Origin of the sequence: Kineococcus halophytocola, assembly GCF_041276425.1 — a bacterium.
In the GTDB taxonomy this organism is placed as follows: Bacteria; Actinomycetota; Actinomycetes; order Actinomycetales; family Kineococcaceae; genus Kineococcus; species Kineococcus halophytocola.
In genome coordinates this window covers 91,308-115,773 of record NZ_JBGFTU010000008.1, presented here as the reverse complement: position 1 = coordinate 115,773, position 24,466 = coordinate 91,308, and the positions used below count along the sequence as shown (strand labels likewise).

General features: G+C 74.8%; 26 protein-coding genes. 15 read left to right on the top strand and 11 right to left on the bottom strand.

The window, feature by feature from the left end:
• Positions 1-36 precede the first annotated feature (36 nt).
• The gene (locus AB2L27_RS08705; RefSeq protein ID WP_370441086.1) at positions 37-423 is read right to left on the bottom strand and encodes a pyridoxamine 5'-phosphate oxidase family protein; all 387 of its coding nucleotides are present in this window, start codon (positions 421-423) and stop codon (positions 37-39) included.
• Between the two features lie 53 nt (positions 424-476).
• Between AB2L27_RS08705 and AB2L27_RS08700 the strand changes: the two genes are divergently transcribed.
• A complete protein-coding gene (locus AB2L27_RS08700) occupies positions 477-2,660 on the top strand; it encodes a RecQ family ATP-dependent DNA helicase (RefSeq protein WP_370441085.1) in 2,184 nt (727 codons plus the stop codon).
• Positions 2,661-2,682: 22 nt separating this feature from the next.
• Here the strand turns inward: AB2L27_RS08700 and AB2L27_RS08695 are convergent, their stop codons facing one another.
• Genes AB2L27_RS08695 through AB2L27_RS08685 form a run of 3 tightly spaced genes read right to left on the bottom strand, consistent with a single transcriptional unit; the run spans position 2,683 to position 5,159 of the window.
• On the bottom strand, positions 2,683-3,864 hold the full coding sequence (locus AB2L27_RS08695) for an alpha/beta fold hydrolase (protein WP_370441084.1): 1,182 nt from the start codon (positions 3,862-3,864) through the stop codon (positions 2,683-2,685).
• Between the two features lie 42 nt (positions 3,865-3,906).
• On the bottom strand, positions 3,907-4,287 hold the full coding sequence (locus AB2L27_RS08690) for a DUF2382 domain-containing protein (RefSeq protein ID WP_370441083.1): 381 nt from the start codon (positions 4,285-4,287) through the stop codon (positions 3,907-3,909).
• A gap of 44 nt (positions 4,288-4,331) precedes the next feature.
• Positions 4,332-5,159, bottom strand: a complete 828-nt coding sequence (locus AB2L27_RS08685; protein ID WP_370441082.1) for a DUF2382 domain-containing protein — start codon at positions 5,157-5,159, stop codon at positions 4,332-4,334.
• Between the two features lie 207 nt (positions 5,160-5,366).
• Between AB2L27_RS08685 and AB2L27_RS08680 the strand changes: the two genes are divergently transcribed.
• A complete protein-coding gene (locus AB2L27_RS08680; RefSeq protein ID WP_370441081.1) occupies positions 5,367-5,918 on the top strand; it encodes a hypothetical protein in 552 nt (183 codons plus the stop codon).
• Positions 5,919-5,944: 26 nt separating this feature from the next.
• Here AB2L27_RS08680 and AB2L27_RS08675 read toward each other — a convergent pair whose 3' ends face one another.
• Positions 5,945-6,448, bottom strand: coding sequence for a hypothetical protein (locus AB2L27_RS08675; RefSeq protein WP_370441080.1), 504 nt, complete (start codon positions 6,446-6,448; stop codon positions 5,945-5,947).
• Complete coding sequence (locus tag AB2L27_RS08670) at positions 6,445-7,014, bottom strand: RNA polymerase sigma factor (RefSeq protein ID WP_370441079.1); 570 nt, start codon at positions 7,012-7,014, stop codon at positions 6,445-6,447. Before AB2L27_RS08670 ends, AB2L27_RS08675 begins: the two co-directional genes overlap by 4 nt.
• A gap of 200 nt (positions 7,015-7,214) precedes the next feature.
• Here AB2L27_RS08670 and AB2L27_RS08665 point away from each other — a divergent pair, with 200 nt between their 5' ends.
• From AB2L27_RS08665 to AB2L27_RS08635, 7 genes are all read left to right on the top strand, one after another.
• Entirely contained in the window at positions 7,215-7,691 is a 477-nt protein-coding gene (locus tag AB2L27_RS08665) for an ATP-binding protein (RefSeq protein ID WP_370441078.1), read from the top strand.
• Between the two features lie 89 nt (positions 7,692-7,780).
• Positions 7,781-8,125 carry an STAS domain-containing protein gene (locus AB2L27_RS08660; RefSeq protein WP_370441077.1) on the top strand — a complete coding sequence of 115 codons (345 nt, stop codon included), beginning with the start codon at positions 7,781-7,783 and terminating at the stop codon, positions 8,123-8,125.
• A 202-nt stretch (positions 8,126-8,327) separates the two neighbouring features.
• The gene (locus AB2L27_RS08655) at positions 8,328-9,554 is read left to right on the top strand and encodes a sugar ABC transporter substrate-binding protein (RefSeq protein ID WP_370441076.1); all 1,227 of its coding nucleotides are present in this window, start codon (positions 8,328-8,330) and stop codon (positions 9,552-9,554) included.
• Positions 9,551-10,492 carry a carbohydrate ABC transporter permease gene (locus tag AB2L27_RS08650; protein WP_370441075.1) on the top strand — a complete coding sequence of 314 codons (942 nt, stop codon included), beginning with the start codon at positions 9,551-9,553 and terminating at the stop codon, positions 10,490-10,492. Before AB2L27_RS08655 ends, AB2L27_RS08650 begins: the two co-directional genes overlap by 4 nt.
• Positions 10,493-10,503: 11 nt before the next feature.
• Positions 10,504-11,316, top strand: a complete 813-nt coding sequence (locus AB2L27_RS08645; RefSeq protein ID WP_370441074.1) for a carbohydrate ABC transporter permease — start codon at positions 10,504-10,506, stop codon at positions 11,314-11,316.
• A 20-nt stretch (positions 11,317-11,336) separates the two neighbouring features.
• A complete protein-coding gene (locus AB2L27_RS08640; RefSeq protein ID WP_370441073.1) occupies positions 11,337-12,119 on the top strand; it encodes a ThuA domain-containing protein in 783 nt (260 codons plus the stop codon).
• Positions 12,116-13,213: a Gfo/Idh/MocA family protein gene (locus tag AB2L27_RS08635; RefSeq protein ID WP_370441072.1), complete on the top strand. Its 1,098-nt coding sequence runs from the start codon at positions 12,116-12,118 to the stop codon at positions 13,211-13,213. The genes AB2L27_RS08640 and AB2L27_RS08635 overlap by 4 nt, the downstream gene beginning before the upstream one ends.
• 54 nt (positions 13,214-13,267) lie before the next feature.
• Here AB2L27_RS08635 and AB2L27_RS08630 read toward each other — a convergent pair whose 3' ends face one another.
• Both AB2L27_RS08630 and AB2L27_RS08625 read right to left on the bottom strand, forming a co-directional pair.
• Positions 13,268-13,951, bottom strand: a complete 684-nt coding sequence (locus AB2L27_RS08630) for a GAF and ANTAR domain-containing protein (RefSeq protein ID WP_370441071.1) — start codon at positions 13,949-13,951, stop codon at positions 13,268-13,270.
• A 68-nt stretch (positions 13,952-14,019) separates the two neighbouring features.
• Positions 14,020-14,829, bottom strand: coding sequence for an alpha/beta hydrolase fold domain-containing protein (locus AB2L27_RS08625; RefSeq protein WP_370441070.1), 810 nt, complete (start codon positions 14,827-14,829; stop codon positions 14,020-14,022).
• A 73-nt stretch (positions 14,830-14,902) separates the two neighbouring features.
• Here AB2L27_RS08625 and AB2L27_RS08620 point away from each other — a divergent pair, with 73 nt between their 5' ends.
• Complete coding sequence (locus AB2L27_RS08620; RefSeq protein WP_370441069.1) at positions 14,903-15,271, top strand: ArsR/SmtB family transcription factor; 369 nt, start codon at positions 14,903-14,905, stop codon at positions 15,269-15,271.
• Positions 15,268-16,197, top strand: a complete 930-nt coding sequence (locus AB2L27_RS08615; protein WP_370441068.1) for a cation diffusion facilitator family transporter — start codon at positions 15,268-15,270, stop codon at positions 16,195-16,197. Before AB2L27_RS08620 ends, AB2L27_RS08615 begins: the two co-directional genes overlap by 4 nt.
• Positions 16,198-16,233: 36 nt before the next feature.
• Here AB2L27_RS08615 and AB2L27_RS08610 read toward each other — a convergent pair whose 3' ends face one another.
• A complete protein-coding gene (locus tag AB2L27_RS08610) occupies positions 16,234-17,088 on the bottom strand; it encodes a TIGR03620 family F420-dependent LLM class oxidoreductase (protein WP_370441067.1) in 855 nt (284 codons plus the stop codon).
• Positions 17,089-17,227: 139 nt separating this feature from the next.
• On the opposite strand from AB2L27_RS08610, the gene AB2L27_RS08605 reads away from it, so the two are divergent.
• The 3 genes from AB2L27_RS08605 to AB2L27_RS08595 all read left to right on the top strand — a co-directional run bounded on the left by AB2L27_RS08605 (position 17,228) and on the right by AB2L27_RS08595 (position 20,821).
• Positions 17,228-19,462 carry a putative bifunctional diguanylate cyclase/phosphodiesterase gene (locus tag AB2L27_RS08605; RefSeq protein WP_370441066.1) on the top strand — a complete coding sequence of 745 codons (2,235 nt, stop codon included), beginning with the start codon at positions 17,228-17,230 and terminating at the stop codon, positions 19,460-19,462.
• 71 nt (positions 19,463-19,533) lie between these two features.
• Positions 19,534-20,349, top strand: coding sequence for a formate/nitrite transporter family protein (locus AB2L27_RS08600; RefSeq protein ID WP_370441065.1), 816 nt, complete (start codon positions 19,534-19,536; stop codon positions 20,347-20,349).
• Between the two features lie 115 nt (positions 20,350-20,464).
• Complete coding sequence (locus AB2L27_RS08595; protein ID WP_370441064.1) at positions 20,465-20,821, top strand: DUF3817 domain-containing protein; 357 nt, start codon at positions 20,465-20,467, stop codon at positions 20,819-20,821.
• On the opposite strand, the gene AB2L27_RS08590 is transcribed toward AB2L27_RS08595, so the two are convergent.
• Positions 20,766-22,100 carry a reverse transcriptase family protein gene (locus AB2L27_RS08590; protein ID WP_370441063.1) on the bottom strand — a complete coding sequence of 445 codons (1,335 nt, stop codon included), beginning with the start codon at positions 22,098-22,100 and terminating at the stop codon, positions 20,766-20,768. The genes AB2L27_RS08595 and AB2L27_RS08590 overlap by 56 nt on opposite strands.
• A gap of 213 nt (positions 22,101-22,313) precedes the next feature.
• Here AB2L27_RS08590 and AB2L27_RS08585 point away from each other — a divergent pair, with 213 nt between their 5' ends.
• Complete coding sequence (locus AB2L27_RS08585) at positions 22,314-23,885, top strand: ATP-dependent DNA ligase (protein WP_370441062.1); 1,572 nt, start codon at positions 22,314-22,316, stop codon at positions 23,883-23,885.
• Here the strand turns inward: AB2L27_RS08585 and AB2L27_RS08580 are convergent.
• Positions 23,845-24,414: an NYN domain-containing protein gene (locus AB2L27_RS08580; RefSeq protein ID WP_370441061.1), complete on the bottom strand. Its 570-nt coding sequence runs from the start codon at positions 24,412-24,414 to the stop codon at positions 23,845-23,847. The genes AB2L27_RS08585 and AB2L27_RS08580 overlap by 41 nt on opposite strands.
• Between the last annotated feature and the right edge of the window lie 52 nt (positions 24,415-24,466).

Below are 24,466 nucleotides of genomic sequence, written 5' to 3'. Positions count from 1 at the left end.
GGCGCGAACCCGCCGAGGACGCCGGGGCCGGCCGGGTCAGCGCGCTGCCCCGGCCATCAGCCAGCGCCGGACCTCGACCTCCAGCAGCGCCCCCGGGGTGCCGTCGCCGAGCGGGTCCCGCACGTCCCACCCGCCGTACCCCGCGGCGAAGGCGGCGACGACGGGGTCGGGGTACCCGGTCGTGCGCAGGCGCGCGACCCCCTCCGCCACGACGGGGGCCTCGCCGTCGGGCAGGGCCAGGCTCACGCGCGGGTCGGCCCGGACGTTGCGCACCTTGACGCTGTGCGCCGCCGTCCCGATCCAGAACGTCCCGGCGTCGTGCACGAACCAGACCGGGGTCAGGTGCGGGGAGCCGTCGGGGCGCAGGGTGCAGCACCAGAGGGTGCGCTCGGTGCGCAGGCGGGCCGCGATCGTCTCGTCCACAGCGGGGAGTCTGCCGTCCCGCCGTGTCCGAGGGCGGTGGCAGCATCCGGGGCATGCCCGCCGAAGCACCCACCACCGCTCCTGGCCCCGACACCGGCCTCGACACCGGCCCCGACACCGGCCGCGACGTCCGCGCCGAGCTGCGCGCCGAGGCCGAGGAGGTCCTGCGCCGTCTGGTCGGGGACCCGGCCGCCGCGCTGCGCGAGGACCAGTGGACGGCGATCGAGGCGCTGGTGGCCGACCGGCGACGGGCCCTGGTCGTGCAGCGGACGGGGTGGGGCAAGTCGGCGGTGTACTTCGTGGCGACGGCGCTGCTGCGCGCGCGGGGATCGGGGCCGACGGTGATCGTCTCCCCGCTGCTGGCGTTGATGCGCAACCAGATCGCCGCAGCCGAGCGGGCCGGGGTGCGGGCCGTGACGGTGAACTCGACGAACGCCGACGACTGGGGCCGGGTGTACGAGGAGGTGCGCGCGGGCGCGGTCGACGTCCTGCTCGTCTCCCCCGAACGGCTCAACAACCCCGGGTTCCGCGACGAGGTGCTGCCCCCGCTGGCCGCCACGACGGGGCTGCTCGTGGTGGACGAGGCGCACTGCGTCTCGGACTGGGGCCACGACTTCCGCCCGGACTACCGCCGCATCCGGACGCTGCTGGCCGACCTGCCCGACGGCATCCCCGTCCTGGCCACGACGGCGACGGCGAACGAGCGGGTGACGGCCGACGTCGCCGAGCAGTTGTCGGTGACGGGCCGGCGCACGCTGGAGGACGTCCTGGTGCTGCGGGGCTCCCTGGACCGGGAGTCGCTGCGGCTGGCCGTCGTGCGGATGCCCTCGCACGCCCACCGGCTCGCGTGGCTGGTGCAGCACCTGCCGGAACTGCCCGGGTCGGGGATCGTCTACGTCCTGACGGTCTCGGCGGCCACCGACGTCGCCGCGCACCTGCGCGCGCACGGCATCGAGGCCGTGCCCTACACGGGGCAGACGGAGGCGGGCGAGCGGTTGCAGGCCGAGGACGACCTCGTCCACGACCGGGTCAAGGTGCTGGTCGCGACGAGCGCGCTGGGCATGGGGTTCGACAAGCCCGACCTGGGGTTCGTGGTGCACCTGGGGGCGCCGAGCTCCCCGATCGCCTACTACCAGCAGGTCGGGCGCGCCGGGCGCGGCATCGACAACGCCGAGGTGGTGCTGCTGCCCGGCGCGGAGGACCGGGACATCTGGCGGTACTTCGCCTCGATCGGGTTCCCGGCCGAGGAGGACGTGCGCCTGGCCCTGGGCGTCCTGGCCGACGCGGGTGAACCCCTCTCGACGCAGGCCCTGGAGACGCGGGTGGCGTTGCGGCGCAACCGCCTGGAACTGATGCTCAAGGTCCTCGACGTCGACGGCGCGGTCCGGCGGGTGCGCGGCGGGTGGCAGGCCACCGGGCAGGAGTGGACCTACGACGCCGACCGGTACGCGCGGGTGAGCACGACCCGCGAGGTCGAGCAGCAGGCGATGGTCGACTACGTCACCACGGACGGGTGCCGGCTGGAGTTCCTGCGCCGCGCCCTGGACGACGCGGACGCCGAACCCTGCGGGCGGTGCGACAACTGCGGGGGTTTCGCCGTCCCGGTCGAGGTGGACGAGGCGGCCGTGGCGCAGGCGGGCACGGACCTGGACCGGCCCGGGGTCCCGCTGGCCCCCAAGAAGGTGTGGCCGACCGGCATGAAGGGGCTCGACGTCGCCCTGACGGGCCGGATCGCCCCGGCCGAGCAGCCCGGGGTCGGCCGGGCCGTGGCCCGCACCACCGACCTCGGGTGGGGCGGGGCCGTGCGCGAGCTGTTCGCCCCCGGGTCCGGGGACCAGGAGACCCCCGTCCCGCTGCGCCACGCCGCGGCCGCGGTGCTCGACGACTGGGCCCGCGGGCTGGGCCTGGACGGGATCGTGGCGATGTGCTCGGCCTCGCGCCCGCAGCTCGTGTCCCACCTGGCCGGCGGGCTGGCCCGGTACACGGGGCTGCCGCTGGTGACGACGTTCCGCCTGCTCGACGACGCCCCGACCCGCACGGACGTCAACAGCGCGCACCGGCTCGCGCAGGTCGTGCGGCGGTTCGAGCTGCCCGACCCCGACCTCGTGGCCGGCCGCAACCTGCTGCTCGTGGACGACCGGACCCGCAGCGGCTGGACGCTGACGGTCGCCGCGCGCCAGCTCCGCCGGGCCGGGGCGGAGACGGTGTGGCCGTTCGTGCTCGCCGACGGGGAGTGAGGACCGGGGCCCGCGCCGATCCCTACCCGCCGAGGCGGACCGCCGCCCGCACGGCCGTACCGAGCCAGCGCGAGGCCCCCTGCCGGGGCAGGGCCGCGAGGCGGCCGGCGAGCGCCGGCAGGCGGTCCGCGGCCCCGGCCCGGACGGCGGCGGCGACGAGCACGGCGGCCCGCTGGTGGGTGTCCATCGCGCTGTGCCCGAGGCCGGGCAGGTCGAGCAGCACACCGTGGGGCAGGAGCCGGGCCAGGCGCTCGGCGACCGGCCGGGGGGTCCGCAGGTCCCGGTCCCCGGAGACGACGACGGTCGGCCAGGTGAACCCCGGCAGCAGCGCGGGCAGGTCGTACGGTTCGCCCCGGTAGGGGGGCCGGTCCCCGGCGACGCGCGCGAAGGCCACCTGCGGGTCCAGCGGGCCGCCGTCGGGCGGCAACCCGAAACCGAGCTGGCCGAAGGCGATCCCGGCCACGAGGTCGGGTTCGGTGACGTGCCGCACACCGCGGCCGTCGAGCCCCCCGTCGGCGAGGCGGCTGAGCCGGCGCCACAGCGGGCCGAGCCGTCCGTCGCGGTGGGCGTGCAGCAGGCGCAGGAGCGCGGCGGGTCCGGCGAACTCGTAGACGGTCGGGGCCACCGCGGCGACCGTGTCCGGTTCGGCCGCCGCCGCCGAGCGCACCGCCGCCGCCAGCTCGGTGTCGGCCTCCCACAGCAGGCCCCGCCGGTGCGCACGGACGGCCGCGAGGTCGTCGGCGACGGACAGCAGGGGTGAGTCCAGCACCATGGCGGCGACGCGGTGCGGGTGCCGCACGCCGAACACCTGCGCCACGTAGGTGCCGTAGGAACTGCCGTGGACGACGACCCGTTCGATGCCCAGGTGGTCCAGGACGGCGGCCAGGTCGTCGGCGGCGGCCTGCACCGTCACCTCGGCCGGGTCCAGGTCCTGCCCGGCCCCGTCGTGGCGGGACAGCCCGACGCCGCGGTGCTCGACCATCACCGCACCGACGCCGTGAGCGGCGGCCGTGGCGCGCAACCGCGCGTACGGCAGCACCGAGGCCATGCCCGGGCCGCCCGGGACGAACAGGACCGGGGCGTCCTGCGCCGGACCGGAACGGACCCAGGTCAGCGGGAAGGAGCCGCCCCCGGCCAGGGGCCGGTCGAGCGTGCCGCCGTCCCTGTCCCGCACCCTGCGCGCGAGCACCCCGAGTGCGTCCACTCCTGCTGAACGTGCCCGGGGGCGGTCGGTTCCCGCGGGCGGTCACGTCCCGGGGGACGGGAGTTCGTCGACCTCGGCCTGCTCGGTGCGCACGGTGGTCTCGACGACGGCTTCCCCGGTGCGCGTCACGACCCCGATGCGCACGACCTCCACCGGCTCGACCCGCAGGCTCACCTGGGGGACCTCCTCGTGGAGCACGAGGACGATCTCCCCGGCCGGCCCGGCGGGGACGGTCCCGGGACCGGTCTCGCCGGGTTCGAGGGGTTCGAGGGGTTCGAGGGGTTCGTGGGTGAGGACGAGCTGCTCGACGCGCACGGGCACCTCGACGGTGCGCGTGGTCTCCACGATCCGCTTGCTGATGCGCACCCGTTCGTGCGCCACCCGCACCGTGCGCGTGCGCAGCGCCTCGGCCGACAGGACCACCTCGGGGGTGGTCCCGTCGGCCGGGACGTCCTCGGGGTGCTGGCTCAGGAGCGGTCCGTCCCGCGCGCGGTGCCCTGCTCGACGCCCTGGTCGGCGTCGAGGTCGATCTGCTCCTCGCGCAGCTCGGCCTGCACGGTCTCCTGGCCCTGGACGGTCTCGGTGTCGAGGCGGACCCGCTCGACCGGGACGGTCTCCTTCTCGGCGACGGCCCGCTCCTCGGTGAGGACGACCTCGTGCTCCTCCTCGGTGAGGTCGCCCCCGGACAGGGCCGCCCCCCGGTTCTCCTCCGTGATCGGTTCGCGCGTGACGCGGACCTCCTCGTGCGAGACGGGGACGGTGCGGGAGACGTTCTCGCTGGTGACGTGCTTGCGCAGCCGGGCCCGGCCTCGCTCCACCGTCTCCGAGCCGACCCGCAGCTCCTCCTTCGAGCGCGTCATGGCGTCGTCGGTCGTGGGGCCGGAGGTGTCGTGGCCCGCGGTCGCGCGCTGCGCGGTCTCGCCGGTCGCGCGGGTGTCCGCGTGGGTGTCCACGTGGGTGTCGGTCCGCGTCGTGCCACCGGTCTCCAGGCCGTAGTACCGGTACAGCTCGTCCTCGTCGGACTCGCTGAGCTCGGCCCCCGGGTCGTGGTGCGGGGCGTCCTTGACCATGGACTTGCCGAAGGGCACGGACAGGGCCCCGCCGCCCACCTGCGCCTCGGCGAGGGGGATGAGGGACAGGTTGGAACCGAAGAACCCGGTCTTGACCGAGACCCACTCCGGCTCGCCGGTGCGGTTGTCGAGGTAGACCTGCTCGACCTTGCCGATCTTGTCACCGTCGTCGCCGGTGACGACCACGTCGTAGAGGTCCTCGGGGTTGAAGCCGTTGCGAGGCATGGTGTCCTTCCGTTCTTCGGTGTCTGCGCGGTCTCGCGGGCGGGGGTGCTGCGACCTCCGCCGCGGTCTTCCTGCCCGCTGCGGGCCTTCCCAACCGTGCGGTTGCCGACGAGTGGACGGGGTAGGGGAGGGCTGCCGGTGACGCACCGGTTCCGCGCGGGGGCCTCGGGCCCGCGTGCGGCGACCACCGAGGAGGAGCAGGACACCGTGGGAGAACGTCAGACCGTCATCCGTTCGCTGCACGACATCGGGCTCGCCGCGTGGTTCGGCGGTTCGCTCTTCGGGGCGGTCGGCCTCAACGGGGCCTCCGCGGCCGTGGGCGACCCCTCCGACCGCACGCACGTCGCCGCCGCCGGCTGGGCCCGGTGGGCACCGGTCAACGCGGCCGCCCTGGCGGTGCACTCGGTCGGGGCGGTCGGGCTGCTCACCGCCAACCGCGGCCGGGTCGTGGCCCAGTCCGGACCGCGCGGCAACAGCGCCGTCAAGACCGTCCTGACGCTGGCCGCCATGGGCGTCACGGCGTGGTCGGGCCTGGAGGGCGCCCGGCTCGGCAAGGACTCCAAGGCCCCGGCGAACTCCGGCGTCGACCCGAACGCCGACACCCCGCAGGACGTCGCCGCGTCGATGAAGAAGCTCAAGGTGCTGCAGTGGACGATCCCGGCGCTGACCGGGACGCTCCTGGTGCTCACGGCCCAGCAGGGTGAGCAGCAGAAGGCCTCCCAGGTCGCCAAGGGCCTGCTGCCCTCGAAGCTGCGCTGACCGCCGGGGCCCACCGCCCCGCCGCATCAGCGCGGGGGTTGCGGTCCGTCCACGCCGCCCGCGCCGACCGCGCCGACCGCGCCGCCCGCGCCGTCGATGACGTCGACGACGTGGACGTGGACGCGCACCCCCCGGTCCTCGCCGACCACGTCGCGGACCGCCGCGGTGACCGCGACCCGGACGGCCGCGGCCGTCGTGGGGATGTGGGCGCCGTGGTGGACCCCGGTCTCGACGGTGACCAGGGCGAGGTGGTCGTCGGCGCCGGTGACGCAGCGGACGGCGGTGACCTCGGCCGCCGGGGTGCGCTCGACGGCCTGGCGGACCCGGGTGGTCAGGACGCCGCCGGACACGACGAACTCCCCCCGCCCGTGCCGGCCGCGGACGGGGACGGAGGGGCGGTGGGTCCGGCGCACCAGCTCCAGGAGGTGGGCGCGGACCACCCGCCAGCCCGTGGGGGTGTGCCGGCGCAGGGCCTCGGTCGCCCGGGCCAGCACCTGGTCCCCGCGGGAGGGGTCCGGGATCGCGGTCACCGCCAGTCCTCCAGGGTCGTGGCCAGGGTCGTCCGGGACCGTTCCAGCAGCCCCCGGACGGCGGTCGTCGTGGTGCCGAGCACGGAGGCGACCTCCTCGTAGCTCAGTCCCTCGACCTCGCGCAGCAACCACGCGGTCCGCTGCCGGGGCGGCAGGAGCTGCAGGGCGAGTTCGAGGGCCTGCCGCAGGGCGCTCTCCACGCTGGACCGCTCGGGGTCCTCCCGCAGGTCGCGCAGGCGGTCCTGCACCTCCTCCACCGGGATGAAGGGCCGGCTGCCGGCCGCCGGCCACCGGCGCAGGCGGGCGAAGGCCGCGTGCCGGGTGAGGGTGAACAACCAGGTGCGCAGGGAGGAGTCCCCGCGGAAGGACGGCAGTCCGCGCCAGGCGGCGAGGAAGACGTCCTGGACGCAGTCCTCGGCCTGGTCCGGGCCGTGCAGGAGGTTCCCGGCGCAGCGCAGCAGGGACGGGCCGTGACGCTCCACGATGCCGGCGAACGCGTCGCGGTCGCCCAGGGCGGCGCGCCGGGCGAGCACGTCGTCGGGAACCCCAGCGCGTTCTGCATCCACGAGGTCTTCTCCACAGGTCATCCCGCACGGAGGTGCGGACGGTGCGGGGGGCAGCGCACCACGTCGGCGCGTCCACCGCGAGCCGGGAGAATCGGGGCGGGGAACCGCGGAACCGTTGCCCGGAAACGGTCCCGGGACGGTGGGGACACCCTCGGCACCGTCGACGCGCGGGAAAGGCCCCCTGCCCCCACCATGAGTCCGTGTGCGTCCCCACCCCCGCCTCGACCCTGGTCGTCCCGGTCGACCTGTCGTCGGGCAGGCTGGCGCGGCACTTCCTGGAGGAGCACTGGTGCCACCAGCACTCCAGCGCGCACCTGGACCAGGCCAAGCTGCTGTTCACCGAGCTGGTCACCAACGCGGTCCGGCACGCCGGTCCTCCGGTCCTGCTGCAGGTGGAGTGCGTCGAGACCGACGGGGTCCTGCTGTCCGTCAGCGACGGTGACCCCTCCCCACCCGTGACGACCGTCGCCGACCCGGCCGACCTCGGGGGCCGGGGCGTGCACCTGGTCGAGCTGCTCAGCCGGGACTGGGGTGTGCGCCACCACGACCCGGTCGGGGCGGACGGGGAGTCGGCCCCGGCCAAGACGGTGTGGTGCCGCCTGGGCCGGCGAGATCCCGAACCGGTCCCGCAGCGAGGCGGGCACCGGACCGACCGGCACGGAGCACGACCCCTGTGACGCCGACCCCTGTGACGACGAGCCGACGTGACCTACTCTCCCCGTGAAACCGCTCCAGACTGGGGCGGACGACGAAGCGAAGGACCAGCGTGAGCACTTCCGAGCGCGACCAGGGCCCCGACGAGGCGACCGACGGTGGTCACCTCGAGGTCGACCACGAGGCCGGGCTCACCGTCGTCACCCTGCACGGTGAGGTCGACGCGGCCCTCGGGACGGTGCTCGACGACCTGACCACCCACGCCGGGGCGGCCGGTCTGCCCGTGCGGGTGGACCTGTCCGCGGTCACGTTCCTGGAGTCCACCGGGGCCTCGTTCCTCGTCCGGCTCACCCGGGCCGTGGCCCCCCACCGCGTGACGCTGGTCAAGCCCGCGCCGCAGGTGCTGTACCTGCTGCAGGTCACCCAGCTCATCACGATCTTCGACGTCGTCGACTGAGCCACCGCGCCGCCCACCGGCGCCGGACACCCGCGGGGCACCAGGCCCCGATTTGTCGTACGCGACTCGTCGGCTACCGTGGTGATACGCATCGACAGGCCCACGACGGCAGCGTCGCCCGGGCGTGCGGCCCCCGAACGACGAGGAGTGTCGACGGGTCACCGAGTCAATCGATGCGCATCGACGACGAAGGGATGCGACCGTGCCCCCCTCCAGGACCCTGTCCCGCAGAGCCCTGACCACCGCCGGCCTCACCGCTCCGCTCGCCCTGGCCGCCTGCGGCGGCTCCGGCGTCAGCTCCGACCCGGACGTGCTGCGGGTGCTGGACAGCTACTCCAACGACCCCGACCACCGGATCATCGGCGAGGCCCTGGACGCCGCCGCGCGCTCGGTCGGCGTGCGCCTGGAACGCGTGAGCGTCTCGGGGGGCTCGCTGGTCCAGCGGGTCCTGCAGCAGGGCTCCTCGGGGACCCTCCCGGACATCCTCATGCTCGACAACCCCGACCTGCAGCAGATCGCCTCCACGACGGCGCTGACGGCGTTCGGGCCGCTGGGGATCCCCACCGAGGACTACGCCCGCGGCGTCCTGGACGCCTGCACCCACGACGGCGAGGTGTACGGCCTGGCCCCGACCGTGAACACCATCGCCCTGTTCTACGACCGCCGGGCCCTCGACGCCGCCGGGGTGGCGCCCCCCACCAGCTGGGAGGAGCTCCGGTCGGCCGCGGCGGCCCTGACGACCGGGGGCCGGTACGGGTTCGCCTTCTGCGCCAACGCCACCTACGAGAACACCTGGCAGTACCTGCCGTTCTTCTGGAGCAACGGCGGGGACGAGCGCGACCTCGACACCCCCGAGGCCGCCCAGGCGCTCGGCCTGCTCACCGACCTCGTCGAGCAGGGGCACGCCTCCCGGTCGGTGCTGAACTGGACCCAGGCCGACGTCAAGGACCAGTTCATCTCGGGCCGGGCGGCCATGATGGTCAACGGGCCGTGGCAGTTGCCGGAGATCACCTCGATCGAGGGGCTGGACTACGGCATCGTCGACCTCCCCGTCCGCGACCCGGCCACGCAGACGGTCGTCGCCCCTCTGGGCGGGGAGGTGTGGACCGTGCCGGACACCGGCGACACCGCCAAGCAGCGCAAGGCCGCCGACGTGCTGACCGCCTTCCTGTCCGACGAGAGCCAGCTGTCGATGGGTGAGCAGCGGTACACCGTGCCCGGCAAACCGGCGCTGCGCTCGGAGTACCTGCAGCGCCGTCCCGAGATGGAGACGTTCACCGACCTCATCGTCGACGCGCGCGCCCGCACCGCCGAACTCGGTGCCGACTGGCCCGCGGCGGCGAAGTCGATCTACACGGCCGTGCAGCTCTCGCTGTCCGGGCAGGCCACCCCGCGCGAGGCGCTGGCGGAAGCGGAGGACTACCGATGAGTTCCACCACGACCGAACGCACCCCCCGGACCCAGGACCGCACCGACTCCCCCAGCCGGCGCGGGAACCGGTGGGCCGCCGCCCTGTTCCTGGGCCCGGCCGTCGCCTACCTGGTCCTGTTCTTCGGCTACCCCGTGGTCAAGAACGTCGTCATGGGGTTCCAGCAGTACGACATCGCCACCTTCTTCACCGGCGAGGCGCCCTGGGTGGGGTTCTCCAACTACGCCGAGGTCGTGAGCAGCGCCCTGTTCGGCAAGGCGCTGCTGAACACCTTCCTGTTCACGGCCGGCTCCATCCTCGGGCAGTTCGTCCTCGGCATGGCCCTGGCCGTGTTCTTCCGCCGGAAGTTCCCGCTGTCGGGGTTCCTGCGGTCGCTGATCCTGCTGCCCTGGCTCATCCCGCTCATCGTCTCCAGCGCCGTCTGGCGCTGGCTGCTGGACACCGACGCCGGGGCGCTGAACCGCTTCCTGCTCGGCACCGGCCTCATCGACAGCGGTGTCCCGTGGCTGACCAGCACCTCCCTGGCGCTCGTCTCGGTCATCGCGGTCAACGTCTGGATCGGCATCCCCTTCAACGCGGTCATCCTGCACGGCGGGCTGCAGGGGATCCCCGCTGACCTGTACGAGGCCGGTGCGCTGGACGGTGCGACCGGGTGGCGGGCGTTCCGGCACATCACCTGGCCGCTGCTGCGCCCGGTGGTCAGCGTCACGCTCGTCCTGGGGGTCGTCTACACCCTGAAGGTGCTCGACATCATCCTGGGGCTGACGAACGCCGGGCCGGCCAACGCGACCCAGACGCTGACGACGCAGTCCTACCAGTTGTCCTTCCAGAGCTTCGACTTCGGGCAGGGCGCCGCGGTGAGCAACATCCTCATCGTCATCTCGCTCGTGTTCGCCGTCGTCTACCTGCGAGCGAACCGTCGCTCCGTCGAGGACTGAGGAGGTCCGACATGACCGACGTCCGCCGCCCCTGGCTCAACACCGCCCTCGGACTGCTCATCGTGGCCGTCCTGCTGTTCCCGGTGTACTGGATGGTCAACGCGTCCCTGCAACCCGGTGGCGCCACGCTGGACACCGGCTGGCTCCCGCTGAACCCCGACCTGGCCGGTTACCGCACCGCCCTGTCCGAGCAGGGCCCGAACCTCGTCACGAGCCTGGTCGTCGCCCTCGGCAGCGTCGTGGTGAGCCTGCTCGTCGCCGTCCCGGCCGCCTACGTGCTGGCGAAGTTCGACCTGCGCTGGGCGAACGTCGTCCTGTTCGCGGTGCTCATCAGCCAGATGATCCCCGGGATCGTCATCGCCAACGCCCTGTACAGCGCCTACGCCGACCTCGGGCTGCTGAACTCCATCCCCGGCCTGATCCTCGCCGACTCCACGTCCGGGATCCCGTTCGCCATCCTCATCTGCCGGGCCCTCATGGAGTCCCTGCCGACGTCGATCGTCGAGGCGGCGCTCGTCGACGGCGCAGGACCGGTGCGGGCCTTCTTCTCGATCGTCGTGCCGGTCAGCCGCAACGCGATCATCACCGCGGGCCTGTTCACGTTCCTGTTCACCTGGAGCGACTTCCTCTTCGCGTTGACCCTGACGACGACCGAGGAGGTCCGTCCGGTGACGCTGGGGATCTACAACTACATCGGGGCCTACGTCAACGACTGGAGCTCCGTCATGGCCACCGCGGTGCTGGCCTCCCTCCCGGCGATCGTCCTGCTGGTCGCCGCTCAGAAGTACGTCGCCGCCGGGGCCACCGGCGGGGCGGTCAAGTGAACCCCCAGAAGGGAAGAACCATGATCAACGTCACCGTGTGGGGCGAGAACCGCCACGAGCAGCTCGAACCCGCCGTCGCCGAGCGCTACCCGACCGGGATGCACGGAGCCGTCGCCGAGGGCATCGAGGCCAACCTCGGCGAGGCCGTCACCGTCCGCACCGCCACCCTGGACGACCCCGAGCACGGCCTGACCGAGGAGGTCCTGCGCGGCACCGACGTCCTCACCTGGTGGGGCCACGCGGCCCACGACGAGGTGTCCGACGAGGTCGTCGAGCGCGTGCAGCGGCACGTCCTGGCCGGGATGGGGCTCATCGTCCTGCACTCGGGCCACTGGTCGAAGGTCTTCACCCGCCTCATGGGCACCTCGTGCACGCTGCGCTGGCGCTCGGAGCACGACCGCGAGCTGTTGTGGACGGTGGACCCGACCCACCCGATCGCCCAGGGTGTCCCGCACCCGATGGTGATCGAGGAGGACGAGATGTACGGGGAGTTCTTCGACATCCCCACCCCCGACGAGCTGGTGTTCATCTCCAGCTTCTCCGGCGGGGAGGTGTTCCGCTCCGGCTGCACCTTCAAGCGCGGTTTCGGGAAGATCTTCTACTTCCGCCCCGGGGACCAGGACTTCCCCACCTACTTCCACTCCGGCGTCCGCAAGGTGATCTCCAACGCCGTCGAGTGGGCCGTCACCGTCCGCCCCGAGCGCACCGCCCCCGTCCTGCTGCGCTACGACACCGAGGACTTCTACAACGGTCACGGCTACGAGGGCGCGCTGGACCCGGACAAGCAGGAGGCGCAGCAGTGACCCGCCTCGTGCTCGTGGGGGCCGGTGGGATGGGCCGGGCGTGGCTGGGCACCATCCTGCGCGACCCCGAGGCCGAACTGGCCGGCGTCGTGGACCTGGACCTGGACGTGGCCCGCGCGGCGCTGGCCGAGGTCGAGGGCGGGGCCGCGGCGGACGTGCCCGTGGGGCAGGACGTGGTCGAGGTCGCCCGGCGCGTGGGCGCCGACGCCGTCGTCAACGTCACGGTGCCGCAGGCCCACCACCCCGTGACGACCGCGGCGCTGTTCGCCGGGTTCCCCGTGCTGGGGGAGAAACCGGTCGCCTCCACCGTCGCGCAGGCGCTGTCCCTCACCGCCGCCTCCGAGGTCAGCGGCCAGCCGTTCTGCGTCTCCCAGTCGCGCCGGTACAACCGGCACGTGGAGGAGTTCCGCGCCCAGGCCGCCGTCCTGGGCGACCTGGGGTCGTTGTCGACGGAGTTCTTCAAGGCCCCGCACTTCGGCGGGTTCCGCGAGGAGATGGCCCAGCCGCTGCTGGTGGACATGGCCATCCACCAGTTCGACCTGGCCCGGTACCTGCTGGACGCCGAACCGGTCTCGGTCTACTGCGAGTCGTTCAACCCGCCGTGGTCCTGGTACTCCGGGGACGCCTCGGCCGCCGCGGTGTTCGAGATGTCCTCCGGTGCCCGGTACACGTTCACCGGGTCCTGGTGCGCGCCGGGCGTGGAGACGTCCTGGAACGGGTCGTGGCGGTTGTCCGGCGCGAACGGCTCGGCCGTCTGGAACGGCGACGAGCCCCCCGTGCTCGACGCCCCCGGCACCGAGGACGGGGTGGCGCCGGCGGACGACCCCGGTCAGGAGATCGCCGGGTCGCTGGCCGCGTTCGTCGCGTTCCTCACCCGGGGGACGGCGTTCTCGGGCATGGTCCACGACAACGTCCTGAGCCTGGCGATGGTCGAGGCCGCGGTGGAGTCCGCCGCGTCCGGGGCGCGGGTGCACCTCGACGACGTCCTGGAACGCGCCTACGCCCGTGCCCTGGCCGACGAGCGGCGCGAGGACGTCGCGGCGGCGCTGCAGGGCTGGCCGTCGGTGCGCGGGGCGCTCACCGGCGGGCGCTGACCCGGTGTCCCGCGCCCGGCCCACCGGTGGCCGGGCGCGGGACACCCGGCCCGGTCACAGCGTCCGGGTCGTCACCAGCCGCTCGGCGAGGTCGTGCAGCTTGACGTTCTCGTCCTGGCTCAGCCGGGCGAGCAGCGCGAACGCCTGCTCGGACCCCATCGCGTAGCGCTCCATGAGCATCCCCTTGGCCTGGCCGATGACGTCCCGGCTGGCCAGCGCCCGCTTGATCTGGCTCAGCTCCTGCGCGGCGGCCAGCGCGGAGGCGGCGTGCGCGGCGAACACCTCCCCGAGGCCGGGGGCGTCCTCGTCGAAGGCGTCGGGACGGGTGGACAGCAGGTTCAGCCCCCCGAGGGTGGTGTCCTCGTGCACGAAGAGCTGGAAGCACAGGACGCTGCGGACCCCCAGGCGCTCCGGCGCCGTCTTCGACAGGCGCGGCCAGCGGCTCTCCCCCGTCAGGTCCGACGTGTGCACGACGGGCTCGCTGAACATCGCCTCCAGGCACGGGCCCTCGCCCAGCTCCTCCTGCAGGCCGTCGAAGTCGCGGGCGACCTGGCTGCTGACGGCCGCGGAGAAGACCCCGCGCCGGCCGGTGACGAGGCTGATGGAGCCGTGCTCGGCCCCCGGCACGAGCGCGACGGCGGCCTCCACGACGGTGTCCATGACCTCCTGCGGGCTGCTGCGCCGCTGCAGCGCGCGGGCCAGGTCGGCGAGGTCGGCCGGGCGCCGGGGGTCGGTCATCGCGCACTCCTGCGGTCTGCTCGGGACGGGTGGGTCCGGTCGATCCTAGGACGACCGGCCGCGCCGGCTCAGGCCGTGAGCTCCTGCGCCGACACCAGCCACCGCACGACCCGGCGCAGGCTCGCGTCGAACCGCGCGTCCGGGGTGTTGAGGTGGCCGTGCACCGTCCCCGGTTCGCACACCGACACCACGGGCGACCCCGCCAGCACCAGCCGCCGGACGAACTCCTCGGCCGACCCCCGCAACCCGTCGGCCTCGCTCGTGAGGACGAGGGTGGGCGGGAAACCCGCGAGGTCGGCGGTGCCGGGGACCGCCGGGGCGGGGGCGGTCTGCACCGGCCCCCCGAGGAACCCCTCGTACATCGCGGCGACGTCGGCCGCCGACCACCGCTGGTCCGGCGGCAACGTCTCGACCGCGGCCTGCGCGACGGGCGAGGCGGCCGGCGGCACGGCGTGCAGCGTGGGGTAGGCCAGGAACACCGCGGCCGGGACCTCGCCCTCCCCCGCGAGCAGGCGCAGCACCGCCCCCGCCGCGAGGTTCCCCCCGGCGCTGGCACCGCCGAGCTGGACGCGCTCGGCCGCAACCCCTTCGCTGCGGCAGAACTCCCGGCCCCACCGCCACGCCGTCAGGACGTCGTCGGAGGGGGCGGGGTAGGTCGTGCCCGGCCCGGCCCGCCGGTAGTCGACCGCGACGACGAGGACGCCGTCGTCCTGCAACCGCCGGGCGACGGCGTCGGACTCGGGCATGTCGAGGTCGCCGGCGACGAAACCCCCGCCGTGGGCCCAGACGAGACCGGCCCGGGGTTCGTGGTGGAGCCCGGTGTCGGGGCGGTAGACGCGGACCGGAACACCGTCCGCGTCGTCGTCGTGGGTGCGCACCCGCGGAACGCTACCCGCCACCGCGCCGTGGCCGGGGGCCACGACCATCAACTTCTCGATGTACTGTCGTGGGGTGACCGCCACGACCACCGACCCCCGCACCGACCCCCGCACCGACCGTCACGCCGCGGGCCACGCCGAGGTCCTGGCCCGCTTCGGCCACGCCCTGTCCGACGCGACGCGGACCCGGCTGCTGCTCGCGCTGCGCGAGGCACCGGGGTACCCCGCCGAACTGGCCGACCTCCTCGGCGTCTCGCGGCAGTCGCTGTCCAACCACCTGGCGTGCCTGCGCGACTGCGGCCTGGTCGTCTCGGTGCCCGAGGGCCGGCGCGTGCGCTACGAGATCGCCGACGCCCGGCTCAGCCACGCCCTCGGCGACCTGCTCGGCGTGGTGCTCGCCGTCGCCGACGGTCACGTCCCCACCGGGAAGGGGGCCCGGTGAGCCACGGGCACGGGCACGGCCACGGGGGCGCCGAGCTCGCGCAGAACCGCCGCCGGCTGACGGCGGCGCTGGCGGTCACCGCCACCGTCCTCGTCGCCGAGGCCGTGGGCGCCCTGGTCTCCGGCTCCCTGGCCCTGCTGGCCGACGCCGGGCACATGCTCACCGACGTGGCGGGGCTGACGATCGCCCTCATCGCGGCCAACCTCGCCGCCCGCCCGGCCTCGGCGCAGCGGACGTGGGGCTACCGGCGCGCCGAGGTGCTGGCCGCCACGCTGCAGGCCGCGGCCCTGCTCGCCGTCGGCGTCTTCGTGCTCGTCGAGGGGGTGCGGCGGCTGGCCGAGCCCCCCGAGGTGCACTCCGGTGCGATGGTCGCCTTCGGCGCCGTCGGCCTGGCCGGCAACGTCGTCGCGCTGTGGCTCCTGCTGCGCGGCAGCGGGGAGGCGAACGTCAACGTCCGCGCCGCGGTCCTGGAGGTGGTCAACGACGGCCTCGGCTCGATCGCCGTGCTCGTCGCGGCCGGGGTCATCGCCCTCACGGGGTGGACCCGCGCCGACGCCGTGGTCTCGCTGCTCATCGGCGTGCTCATCGTGCCCCGCACGGTGAAGCTGCTGCGGGAGACGACGTCGGTCCTGCTGGAGTCGGCCCCGCCCGGCCTCGACCTGGACGACGTCCGCCGCCACCTGCTCGAACTGCCCCACGTGCACGCCGTCCACGACCTGCACGCCAGCCAGATCACCTCCGGGCTGCCGGTCCTGTCGGCGCACGTCGTCCTGGACGACTCGTGCTTCCTCGACGGGCACGCCCCGGAGATCCTGGACTCCCTGCAGGCGTGCCTGGCCGAGCACTTCCCCGTCGCCGTGCAGCACGCGACGTTCCAGCTCGAACCCGTCGGCCACTCCGGGCACGAGAGCGGCACGCACGACTGAGCCCGGACCCACCGACGCCCGGGCCCACCGGCGGGACTACGCCAGCAACGCCCCCGCGAGCTCGCGGAACTGCCGGCGCGGGAACTCCCCCCGGCCCCCCAGCACCTGCAGCGCCACCTCGTCGGCGCCGGCCTCGACGTGCCGGTGCACCCCGGCGACGACCTGCTCCAGCGACCCCCAGGCCACGAGCTCGTCGACGAGGCGGTCGCTGCCGCCGTGCAGCAGGTCCTCCTCGCCCCAGCCGTGGCGGCGCAGGTTGTTCGTGTAGTTCGGCAGCGCGAGGTAGGTCGCCAGGTGCTCGCGGGCGGTGGCCCGGGCGGTGGCGGGGTCCTCCTCGAGCACGACGGCGGCCTCCGGGGCCAGCCACGACCCCTCCCCCAGCGCCTGCCGGGCGGCGACGGTGTGCTCGACCGTCACGAAGTAGGGGTGCGCCCCGGCCGTCCGGTCGCGGGCCAGATCCAGCATCCTCGGCCCGAGGGCAGCCAGGACGAGCCGCTGCGCCGGGATGCGGTCGCCCAGCGCGTCGAGGTACTCGACCGTGCGGGTGTACGGCTTGTCGTACCGCTGCCCACCGCCCTCGACGGCGGGGGCGTGGGAGTTCCCCAGCCCGAGCAGGAAACGCCCCGGGTGCTCGGCCTCGAAGCGCGCGAAGGCCTCGGCGGACTGGTCGGGGGTGGCGGTCCAGATGCTGACGATGCCGCTGGCGACCCCGAGCGTGCTGGTCGCGCCGAGGAGCTCCCCGAAGGCGGGCAGGACACCGGGCTCGAACCCGCCGGAGAACCACAGCCGGTGGTAGCCCAGTTCCTCGACCTCCGCGGCCACCTCCCTGGCCTCGGCCGACCTCGACGGGTCCTGCCACGGGCCGCCGCCCCACAGACTGATCACGCTCATGCCGTCGCCAACCGTCGCCGGCTCACCCCTGTTCCAGGTACCCGTCCCCCTGATCGGGCGAATGAGTCCACGCCCGGTCGCGTCGAAGCACAGACAGCGGGGTCTCCCGCGCGCGGGAGCACGAGGCACCGGGAGGGTCATGGGCAGGCGGGACGTCGCGGCGCTGGGGCTGCTCGCCGTCCTCGGCGTGCTCGTGGCGGTGCCGGGGGTGGGCGGCCCGGTGGGCGCGAGCGCCGGTCTGGCCGCCACTGCGGGCGCCCTGGCGCTGGCGGCCGTCGGCGTGCGCCGGCACCGGCCGGTGCTGCCGCAGGCGTGGGTGGCGGTCCTGGCCCTGCTGGCCGCGGGGGTGCTCGCCCCCGCCGGTGCCCTCGTGGGCGGGCCGGTCGGGCCGTGGGCGCGCTGGAGCGTCGTGGTCGTGCAGGTCGTCGCCCTGGCCCTGGTCCCCTTCGTGGTGCGCACCCTGCGCCGCGCCGGGGACCCGGGGCGGCGCACGTGGCCCGACGTCGTCCTGACCGCCGCGGCCGGTGCCCTCGTCGTCGCGCAGGTGCTCGGCATGCTGCGCCACACCGGGGTGGGCGAGGACCCCGCGGTGCTCGTGGGGGCCGCCGCGGACATCGTGCTGGCCATCGTGCTGCTGCGGATCCTCGCGACCCGCACCGCGATGGCCCCCGCGACGGTCCTGGTCCTGCTGGCGGCCGGGGCCCTGCTGGCGATCGCCGCGCTCGTCACGGCGCGCGCGGACCTGCTCGGCAGCGGCCGGCACCTGCTGCAGGGGGTGCAGACCCTGGCGATGGTGCTGCTGGCCGCGGCGGCGCTGCACCCGAGCATGCGCCTGTTCGGGACCGCCTGCGCCGGTGGCACCCTGCGCGGGGACGGCCAGCGGCTGCTGAGCGTGCTCCCGGTGTTCTGCACCGTGCCGCTGCTGTGGGTGCTGGGCGCGGTCCACGTCCTGCCCGACGTGGCCGTCCAGGTCGTCGCCCCCAGCGGCTACGTGCTGGCCTGCGCCGGTGTCGGCTGGGCGGCGCTGTCGGTGCGGCGGGCCGAGCGCAGCGCCGAACGCGACCCGCTCACCGACCTCGTCAACCGCCGCGGGCTGCCCCGGGCCGTGGAGGGGCTGCAGCGACGGCTGCCGGACCGGGACCTGCACCTGTGCCTGGTCGACCTCGACGACTTCAAGCAGATCAACGACACCCGCGGGCACGCCGTGGGTGACGCGCTGCTGGTCGAGGTCTCCGGCCGGCTGCGGCGGGCCGTGGGGCAGCACGGTGTCGTCTCCCGCACCGGCGGCGACGAGTTCATCGTGGTCGTGCACACCGGCCCGGACCGGGAGGAGGGGCCGGCCGACCTGCTGCTGGAGGCCCTCGACGCCCCCTTCGAGTTCGACGCCCTGCCCTACCGGGTCAGCGCCAGCATCGGCATCGCGCCGCTGGGCGCGGACGGGACCTTCGAGACCGCGCTGGTCGACGCGGACGTGGCGATGTACGCGGCGAAGCAGGCGGGCAAGGGCCGCGCGCAGGTCTACCGCCCGCAGCTGCGCGAGAAGGTCCTCGGCGCCCTGACCGTGCAGCAGGAGCTGCGGTCGCTGCTGCTGCAGGGCGGTCGGCGCGAGGACGTGGGTGAACTCCTCGTCGTGCACCAGCCGGTCGTGGACCTGGTGCCCGACGCCGCCCCGCGCATCGTCGGCGTCGAGGCCCTCGTCCGCTGGCAGCACCCGCGCGCCGGGCTCCTGACCCCCGACCAGTTCCTCGCCCACGCCGAGGCGGCCGGGCTGGGCGCCCGCCTCGACGAGCACGTCACCACCCGCGCGCTGCGCGACCTCGCCGGCTGGGACGCGGCGGGGGTCGGGGGCCTGCACCTGGCCGTGAACCTGGGGATCGGCAGCCTGCACCGGCAGGGCATGGGCCGCTGGATCGGCGACCTGGCCGCCCGGCACGGGATCGAGCCGTCCCGGGTGCACCTGGAGATCACCGAGCACGAGGAACTGCCCGACGACCCGTGCATCGCCGCCTCGCTGCGCGAGGTCGTCGCCGCGGGGTTCCACCTCGACCTGGACGACTTCGGGATCGGCTACACGTCGCTGTCGTACGTGCGCCGGTTCCCCGTCTCGACGGTGAAGCTGGACCGCTCGCTGACCACGCTCGCCACCGGTGGGGACACCTCGCTGCTGGAGGGCATCACCGCGCTGTGCCGGGCGCTGGACATGGAGATCCTCGCCGAGGGCGTCGAACGCGCCGAGCAGGTCGCCCCGCTGCGCGCGCTGGGGGTGCAGCGGGCGCAGGGCCACCTGTTCGGCACCGCGATGGCCGCGGCCGACGTGCCGGGGTTCGTGCGCCGCAGCGGCCGGGCCGCCGGGGATGGGGTACTGGCCGGCTGAGGCCACCGCCACCGCCACCACCGCCACCACCACCGGTGGCGGTGGGGCCGCCGCAGCCCGACAGTCGTCGTGTGGACCAGACGAGCTCAGACCTGCCCGGCGCGGCGGACCGGCCCGACGAGCCCGAGCACGAGGTGGAGGACGCCTTCGACCGCCTCGTCAACGAGGGCGAGGACCGGCTGCGGCGTCCGCTGCTCCCCCTGGTCAGCGTGGGGCTGCTCGGCGGGATCGACATCGGGACCGGCCTGCTGGCCTACCTCGTCGTCAAGCACGAGACCGGTGACGACCTCCTCGCGGGACTGGCGTTCTCGGTGGGTTTCGTCGCCCTGGTGATGGCCCGCAGCGAACTGTTCACCGAGAACTTCCTCGTCCCGGTCACCGCGGCCGTCGCCCGGCGCGGGACGGTGCTGCAACTGCTGCGGCTGTGGGGGGTCACGCTGGCGACCAACCTGATCGCCGGGTGGGTCATCACCTGGATCATCGTCACCGCCCTGCCCGACCTGGCCCCCACCGCCGTCAGCTCGGCCGAGCACTTCGTCGACCTCGGCGTGAACCTGGAGTCCCTGGCCCTGGCGGTGCTGGCCGGGGCGGTCATCACCCTCATGACGCGCATGCAGCACGCCACCGAGAGCATGGGCGTCAAGATCGTCCCGGCCGTCCTGTTCGGGGCGCTGCTGGCCGGGGCGCAACTGCTGCACAGCGTCCTGGACTCCCTGCTGATGTTCGCCGCCCTGCACGTCGGGGCGCCCTTCGGGTACGCCGACTGGGCCGCGCTGACCGCCTGGGCGGTGCTGGGCAACCTCATCGGCGGTCTCGTCCTGGTCACCGCGATCCGCCTGCTGCGCGTGCCGCACCGCATCGCCGAGGAACGGGCGCACCCCCGCTGACCCCGCCGACGCCCGCGGCCCGGGCCGGTGGGTGAGCGATCCCACACCCGTCCCGGCACCGGTGCCCACGGCGGCCCGTCAGACTCGGGGCAGACCCCGTCTCCAGGAGGACCCCATGACGTCCGGGCTGCTCGCCGCCCGCTGGTTCCGCGTCATCGCCACGTTCGAGGCGATCTCGTGGACCGCGCTGCTCATCGCGATGTTCCTCAAGTGGGTCGTCCAGGCCCCGCACGAGGGCGGCGTCCCCGTCGTGGGGATGGTCCACGGCATCGGGTTCGTCGTCTACCTGCTCTCGACGGTGTGGGCGGCCCGCACGATGCGCTGGACGTTCAAGACCCTCGTGGTCGGCCTCGCGGCGGGCGTGCCGCCGTTCGGCACGATCGTCTTCGAGCGCTGGCTGCTGCGCCAGGGCCTGCTCACCAGGCGATCGCGTCGAAGCGCTCCCGCAGCCGCCGCCCCTTCGCGGGGTTGACGGCCTCCACCCGGGCGATGCGGCCGAGCAGGTGGGCGCGGAAGTCCGGGTGACCCTCGCGGTCCTGACCGTCCGGGCCGTGCCGCACGCAGTGGTGCAGCACGGCCTTGAGCCGGTCGAACTCCTCCCGCGGCACGTTCGGGTGCTCGTTGACGACCAGCCCGGTGACGAGCTGGCGCGCCCCGGCCCCGCGCACCCGCGTCTTGGCGGGGTTGAGCGCGAACCCCTCGTCGGCGGCGATCGCCGCTACCGCCCGCTGCAGCCGGCGCGGGTCGAGACCGTCGGCGCAGGAGAACGTCAGGTCGTCGGCGTAGCGGGTGTACGTCAGGCCCGCCGCCCGCGCCCAGCCGGCCAGGCGCCGGTCCAGCCCGAGCGCGACGAGGTTCGCCAGCGCCGGTGACGTCGGCGCGCCCTGCGGCAGGTGGGCGCGGGACAGGTTGCGGCGCAGCCGGTACCGCTCGTCCCCCGACCCGCCGGCCGGCATCGCGCGCAGGACGGTGAGCGGGGTGACGTGGGTGAGCAGCCCCGTCAGCACGTGCGCGACGGGTTCGGGGTACCCGCCCTGGCGGAACACCCCGAACACCCGCCCGGCCGGGACGGCGGTGAAGAACCCCTCCAGGTCGAAGCGGACGACGGTCCGGGCCCGCACGTGCTGGGCGGCGCCCGTCAGCGGCGAGCGCCCCGGGACGAAACCGTGCGCGGCCTCGTGCACCGGGAACCGGGCCAGCACCCGGTGCAGCACCGTGCGCTGCACCGCCTTCAGCCGCGGCAGGGGCGCCTCCAGCAACCGCGGGGCGCCCCGTTTGGCGCTCCAGCGCGAGGAGTAGTGGTGCAGCGGCCCGGCGGGGGCGCGGACCTGGAGGCGGCGCACGTCGGCGAACCAGTCCAGGTGGGCCTCGGCGAGGTCGAGGAACGCGGCGAGGTCGGCGACGGTGTCCAGGGCGGGTGCTCCCCACCGGTTGCGGCCCATCGCCGTGGTCGCCGTGACGAGGTGGGCCACCTGCAGGGGTTCGCCCGCGCGCTCGGCGGCCGCGCGGGCCCTCCCGTACGGGGTGGAGCGCGCGACGAACGCCCGCAGGGCCCGGGGTTCGTCGACCGGGGGTCGCGGGAACCGTTCGAGCACCTGGTCGGTGAGGATCCGGACCCACCGCGCGCGGGGGCGGCCCACGGCCCACCGGCCGCGCCGGTCGAGCTCGGCCACCGTCCAGGGACCGTCGAGGAACGCCGCCGCGAGCGCCGCGGCGACGGGGTCGGCGGGTTCGCCGCGGCGGTCAGGCACGGGTGCGGTGACGCCGGACGACCTGTCCTGCCGTGCGGGACGTCGGGTGCGCGCAGCGCACGGAGCGTCCTGCGGTGTCGTGCCGGAGGTGACGTGCCGTCCCCGGGGGAACCCCGGAGCTGCTCTGATGAGCCCTCTCGTCCCGGCGCCACCGCACCCGCCCACCCTGGCACACCGGGGGCGCTCGCGGGTGGGGATGGGCAGGATGGCCGGGTGCTCCTCGCCGACGTCGTCACCACCTCCGCCGCCGTGGCCGCGACCCGGGCCCGCACGCGCAAGGTCGCCGAGATCGCCGACCTGCTGCGCCGCCTCGACCCGGGCGACCCCGGGGACCCCGCCGGGGTCGAGCTGACGGGGGTCGTGGCCGGCTACCTCGCGGGGAGGCTGCCGCAGCGGCGGACGGGGCTGGGGTGGCGGTCGATGGCGACCGCACCCCCGGCGGCCGACGTGCCCTCCCTGCGGGTGGACGACGTCCACGCCCGGTTCGAGGCGATCGCCGCCCTGGCCGGGCCCGGGTCGAAGGGGCGCCGGGAGGCCGCGGTCGCCGACCTGCTCGCCCGCGCCACCGCCCCCGAGCAGCGCTGGCTGCGCGCGGTGGTGACCGGGGAGGTGCGCCAGGGCGCGCTGGACGCGCTCGTGCAGGACGCGGCCGCGGCCGTGGCGGGCGTCCCGGCCGCGGACGTGCGGCGCGCGGCGATGCTCGCCGGTTCCACGGTGGCGGCGGTCGTGGCGGCGCTGCACGGCGGGGCGCAGGAGCTGGCCGGCTTCGGGCTGCAGGTCGGGCGTCCGCTGCTGCCGATGCTGGCCTCCAGCGCCACGACGGTGCCCGGGGCCCTGACCGCGCTGGGCGGGGGCACCGTGGCCGTGGACACCAAGCTCGACGGGATCCGGGTGCAGGTGCACCGGCGCGGGGGCGCGGTCACCGTCGCGACCCGCACGCTGGAGGACGTCACCGCCCGGCTGCCCGAGGTCGTGGAGGTCGTCGCGGCGCTGCCGGGCGGGGACGTCGTGCTGGACGGGGAGGTGCTCACCCTCGACGGGGACGGGCGGCCGGCGCCGTTCCAGGACACGGCCTCCCGCACGGCGCGGGCGAGCGGGACGGGCGGGGGCGCGGTGGCCCCGTTCTTCTTCGACGTGCTGCACGCCGGCGGCCGGGACCTGCTCGACGTGCCGCTGCGCGAGCGCCTGGAGGTGCTGGACGCCCTCGTGCCGCGAGGGCACCGCGTCGCACGCCTGGTCACCGCCGACGCCGGCGCCGCGGCGGAGTTCGCCCGGGGGGCGGTGGCCGCCGGGCACGAGGGCGTCGTCGTCAAGGACCTCGCCTCGCCCTACGCGGCGGGCCGGCGCGGCGGGGCGTGGGTGAAGGTGAAACCCGTCCACACGCTCGACCTCGTCGTGCTGGCCGTCGAACGCGGGTCCGGGCGCCGCTCGTCGTGGCTGTCGACCATCCACCTGGGCGCCCGCGACCCGGAGACGGGTGGTTTCGTCATGCTGGGCAAGACGTTCAAGGGCATGACCGACGAGGTGCTGGCGTGGCAGACCCGACGGTTCCGGGAACTGCAGGTCGGGCCGGCGGGCGAGGACGGGCACGTCGTCCACGTCCGCCCCGAGCAGGTCGTCGAGATCGCCTTCGACGGCGTGCAGCGCTCCCCCCGCTACCCCGGCGGGATCGCGCTGCGGTTCGCGCGCGTCGTGCGCTACCGCGACGACAAGAGCGCCGCCGAGGCCGACACCCTGGAGACCGTCAGAGGTAGCGCGTCGGGTCGAACTCGGCCAGCGGGATGATCCGCACGCGCGGGAGCACGACGTTGAACGCGCGGACGTCGTCCTCGAGGTCGTAGACCTTCAGCCCGCGCTCGGCCAGGCCGGCGTACTGGGAGTTCACGAACTCCCGGAACCCGACGAGCCCCACGAGCCGGTCACCGGTCAGCAGCCGGTCGACCTGCGGGAGGAAGTCGACGTCGTGCGAGCCCAGCAGCACGTCGCCGTCGCGGTCGACCAGGGCGTCCAGGGTGCGCTGGATGCCGATGTCGACGACCTTCTCCCCCGGACCCCCGGCCAGCGGGATCGGCTGGTAGCCCAGGGCCAGCAGCGCCTGCACGAACGACATCGGCAGGTGCCCGCTGGAGGCGTTGAGGAAGAACAGGCCCTTGGCGGGCTGCTGGAAGGTGGTGCGGGCGAAGTTGAGCAGACGCTCCCAGCGGGGGCGCTGCTCCGGACCGGGCCGGCCCTCGAGGATCGAGGCCCCCAGGGTCGCGTCGATGTTCTCGCCGTCGACGACGACGTAGGTCGTCCGCTGCCCGTCAGTCACCACGCCCCCGAGGCTATTCCATCCCACCGGCCCGTCCCACCGGCCTCAAGCCGGC

Excerpts from the sequence above, each read along its gene's own strand:
- AB2L27_RS08700 (WP_370441085.1), top strand. The coding sequence starts at position 477 with ATGCCCGCCGAAGCACCCACCACCGCTCCTGGCCCCGACACCGGCCTC.
- AB2L27_RS08685 (WP_370441082.1), bottom strand. The coding sequence starts at position 5,159 with ATGCCTCGCAACGGCTTCAACCCCGAGGACCTCTACGACGTGGTCGTC.
- AB2L27_RS08650 (WP_370441075.1), top strand. The coding sequence starts at position 9,551 with ATGAGTTCCACCACGACCGAACGCACCCCCCGGACCCAGGACCGCACC.
- AB2L27_RS08645 (WP_370441074.1), top strand. The coding sequence starts at position 10,504 with ATGACCGACGTCCGCCGCCCCTGGCTCAACACCGCCCTCGGACTGCTC.
- AB2L27_RS08640 (WP_370441073.1), top strand. The coding sequence starts at position 11,337 with ATGATCAACGTCACCGTGTGGGGCGAGAACCGCCACGAGCAGCTCGAA.
- AB2L27_RS08630 (WP_370441071.1), bottom strand. The coding sequence starts at position 13,951 with ATGACCGACCCCCGGCGCCCGGCCGACCTCGCCGACCTGGCCCGCGCG.
- AB2L27_RS08610 (WP_370441067.1), bottom strand. The coding sequence starts at position 17,088 with ATGAGCGTGATCAGTCTGTGGGGCGGCGGCCCGTGGCAGGACCCGTCG.
- AB2L27_RS08605 (WP_370441066.1), top strand. The coding sequence starts at position 17,228 with ATGGGCAGGCGGGACGTCGCGGCGCTGGGGCTGCTCGCCGTCCTCGGC.
- AB2L27_RS08595 (WP_370441064.1), top strand. The coding sequence starts at position 20,465 with ATGACGTCCGGGCTGCTCGCCGCCCGCTGGTTCCGCGTCATCGCCACG.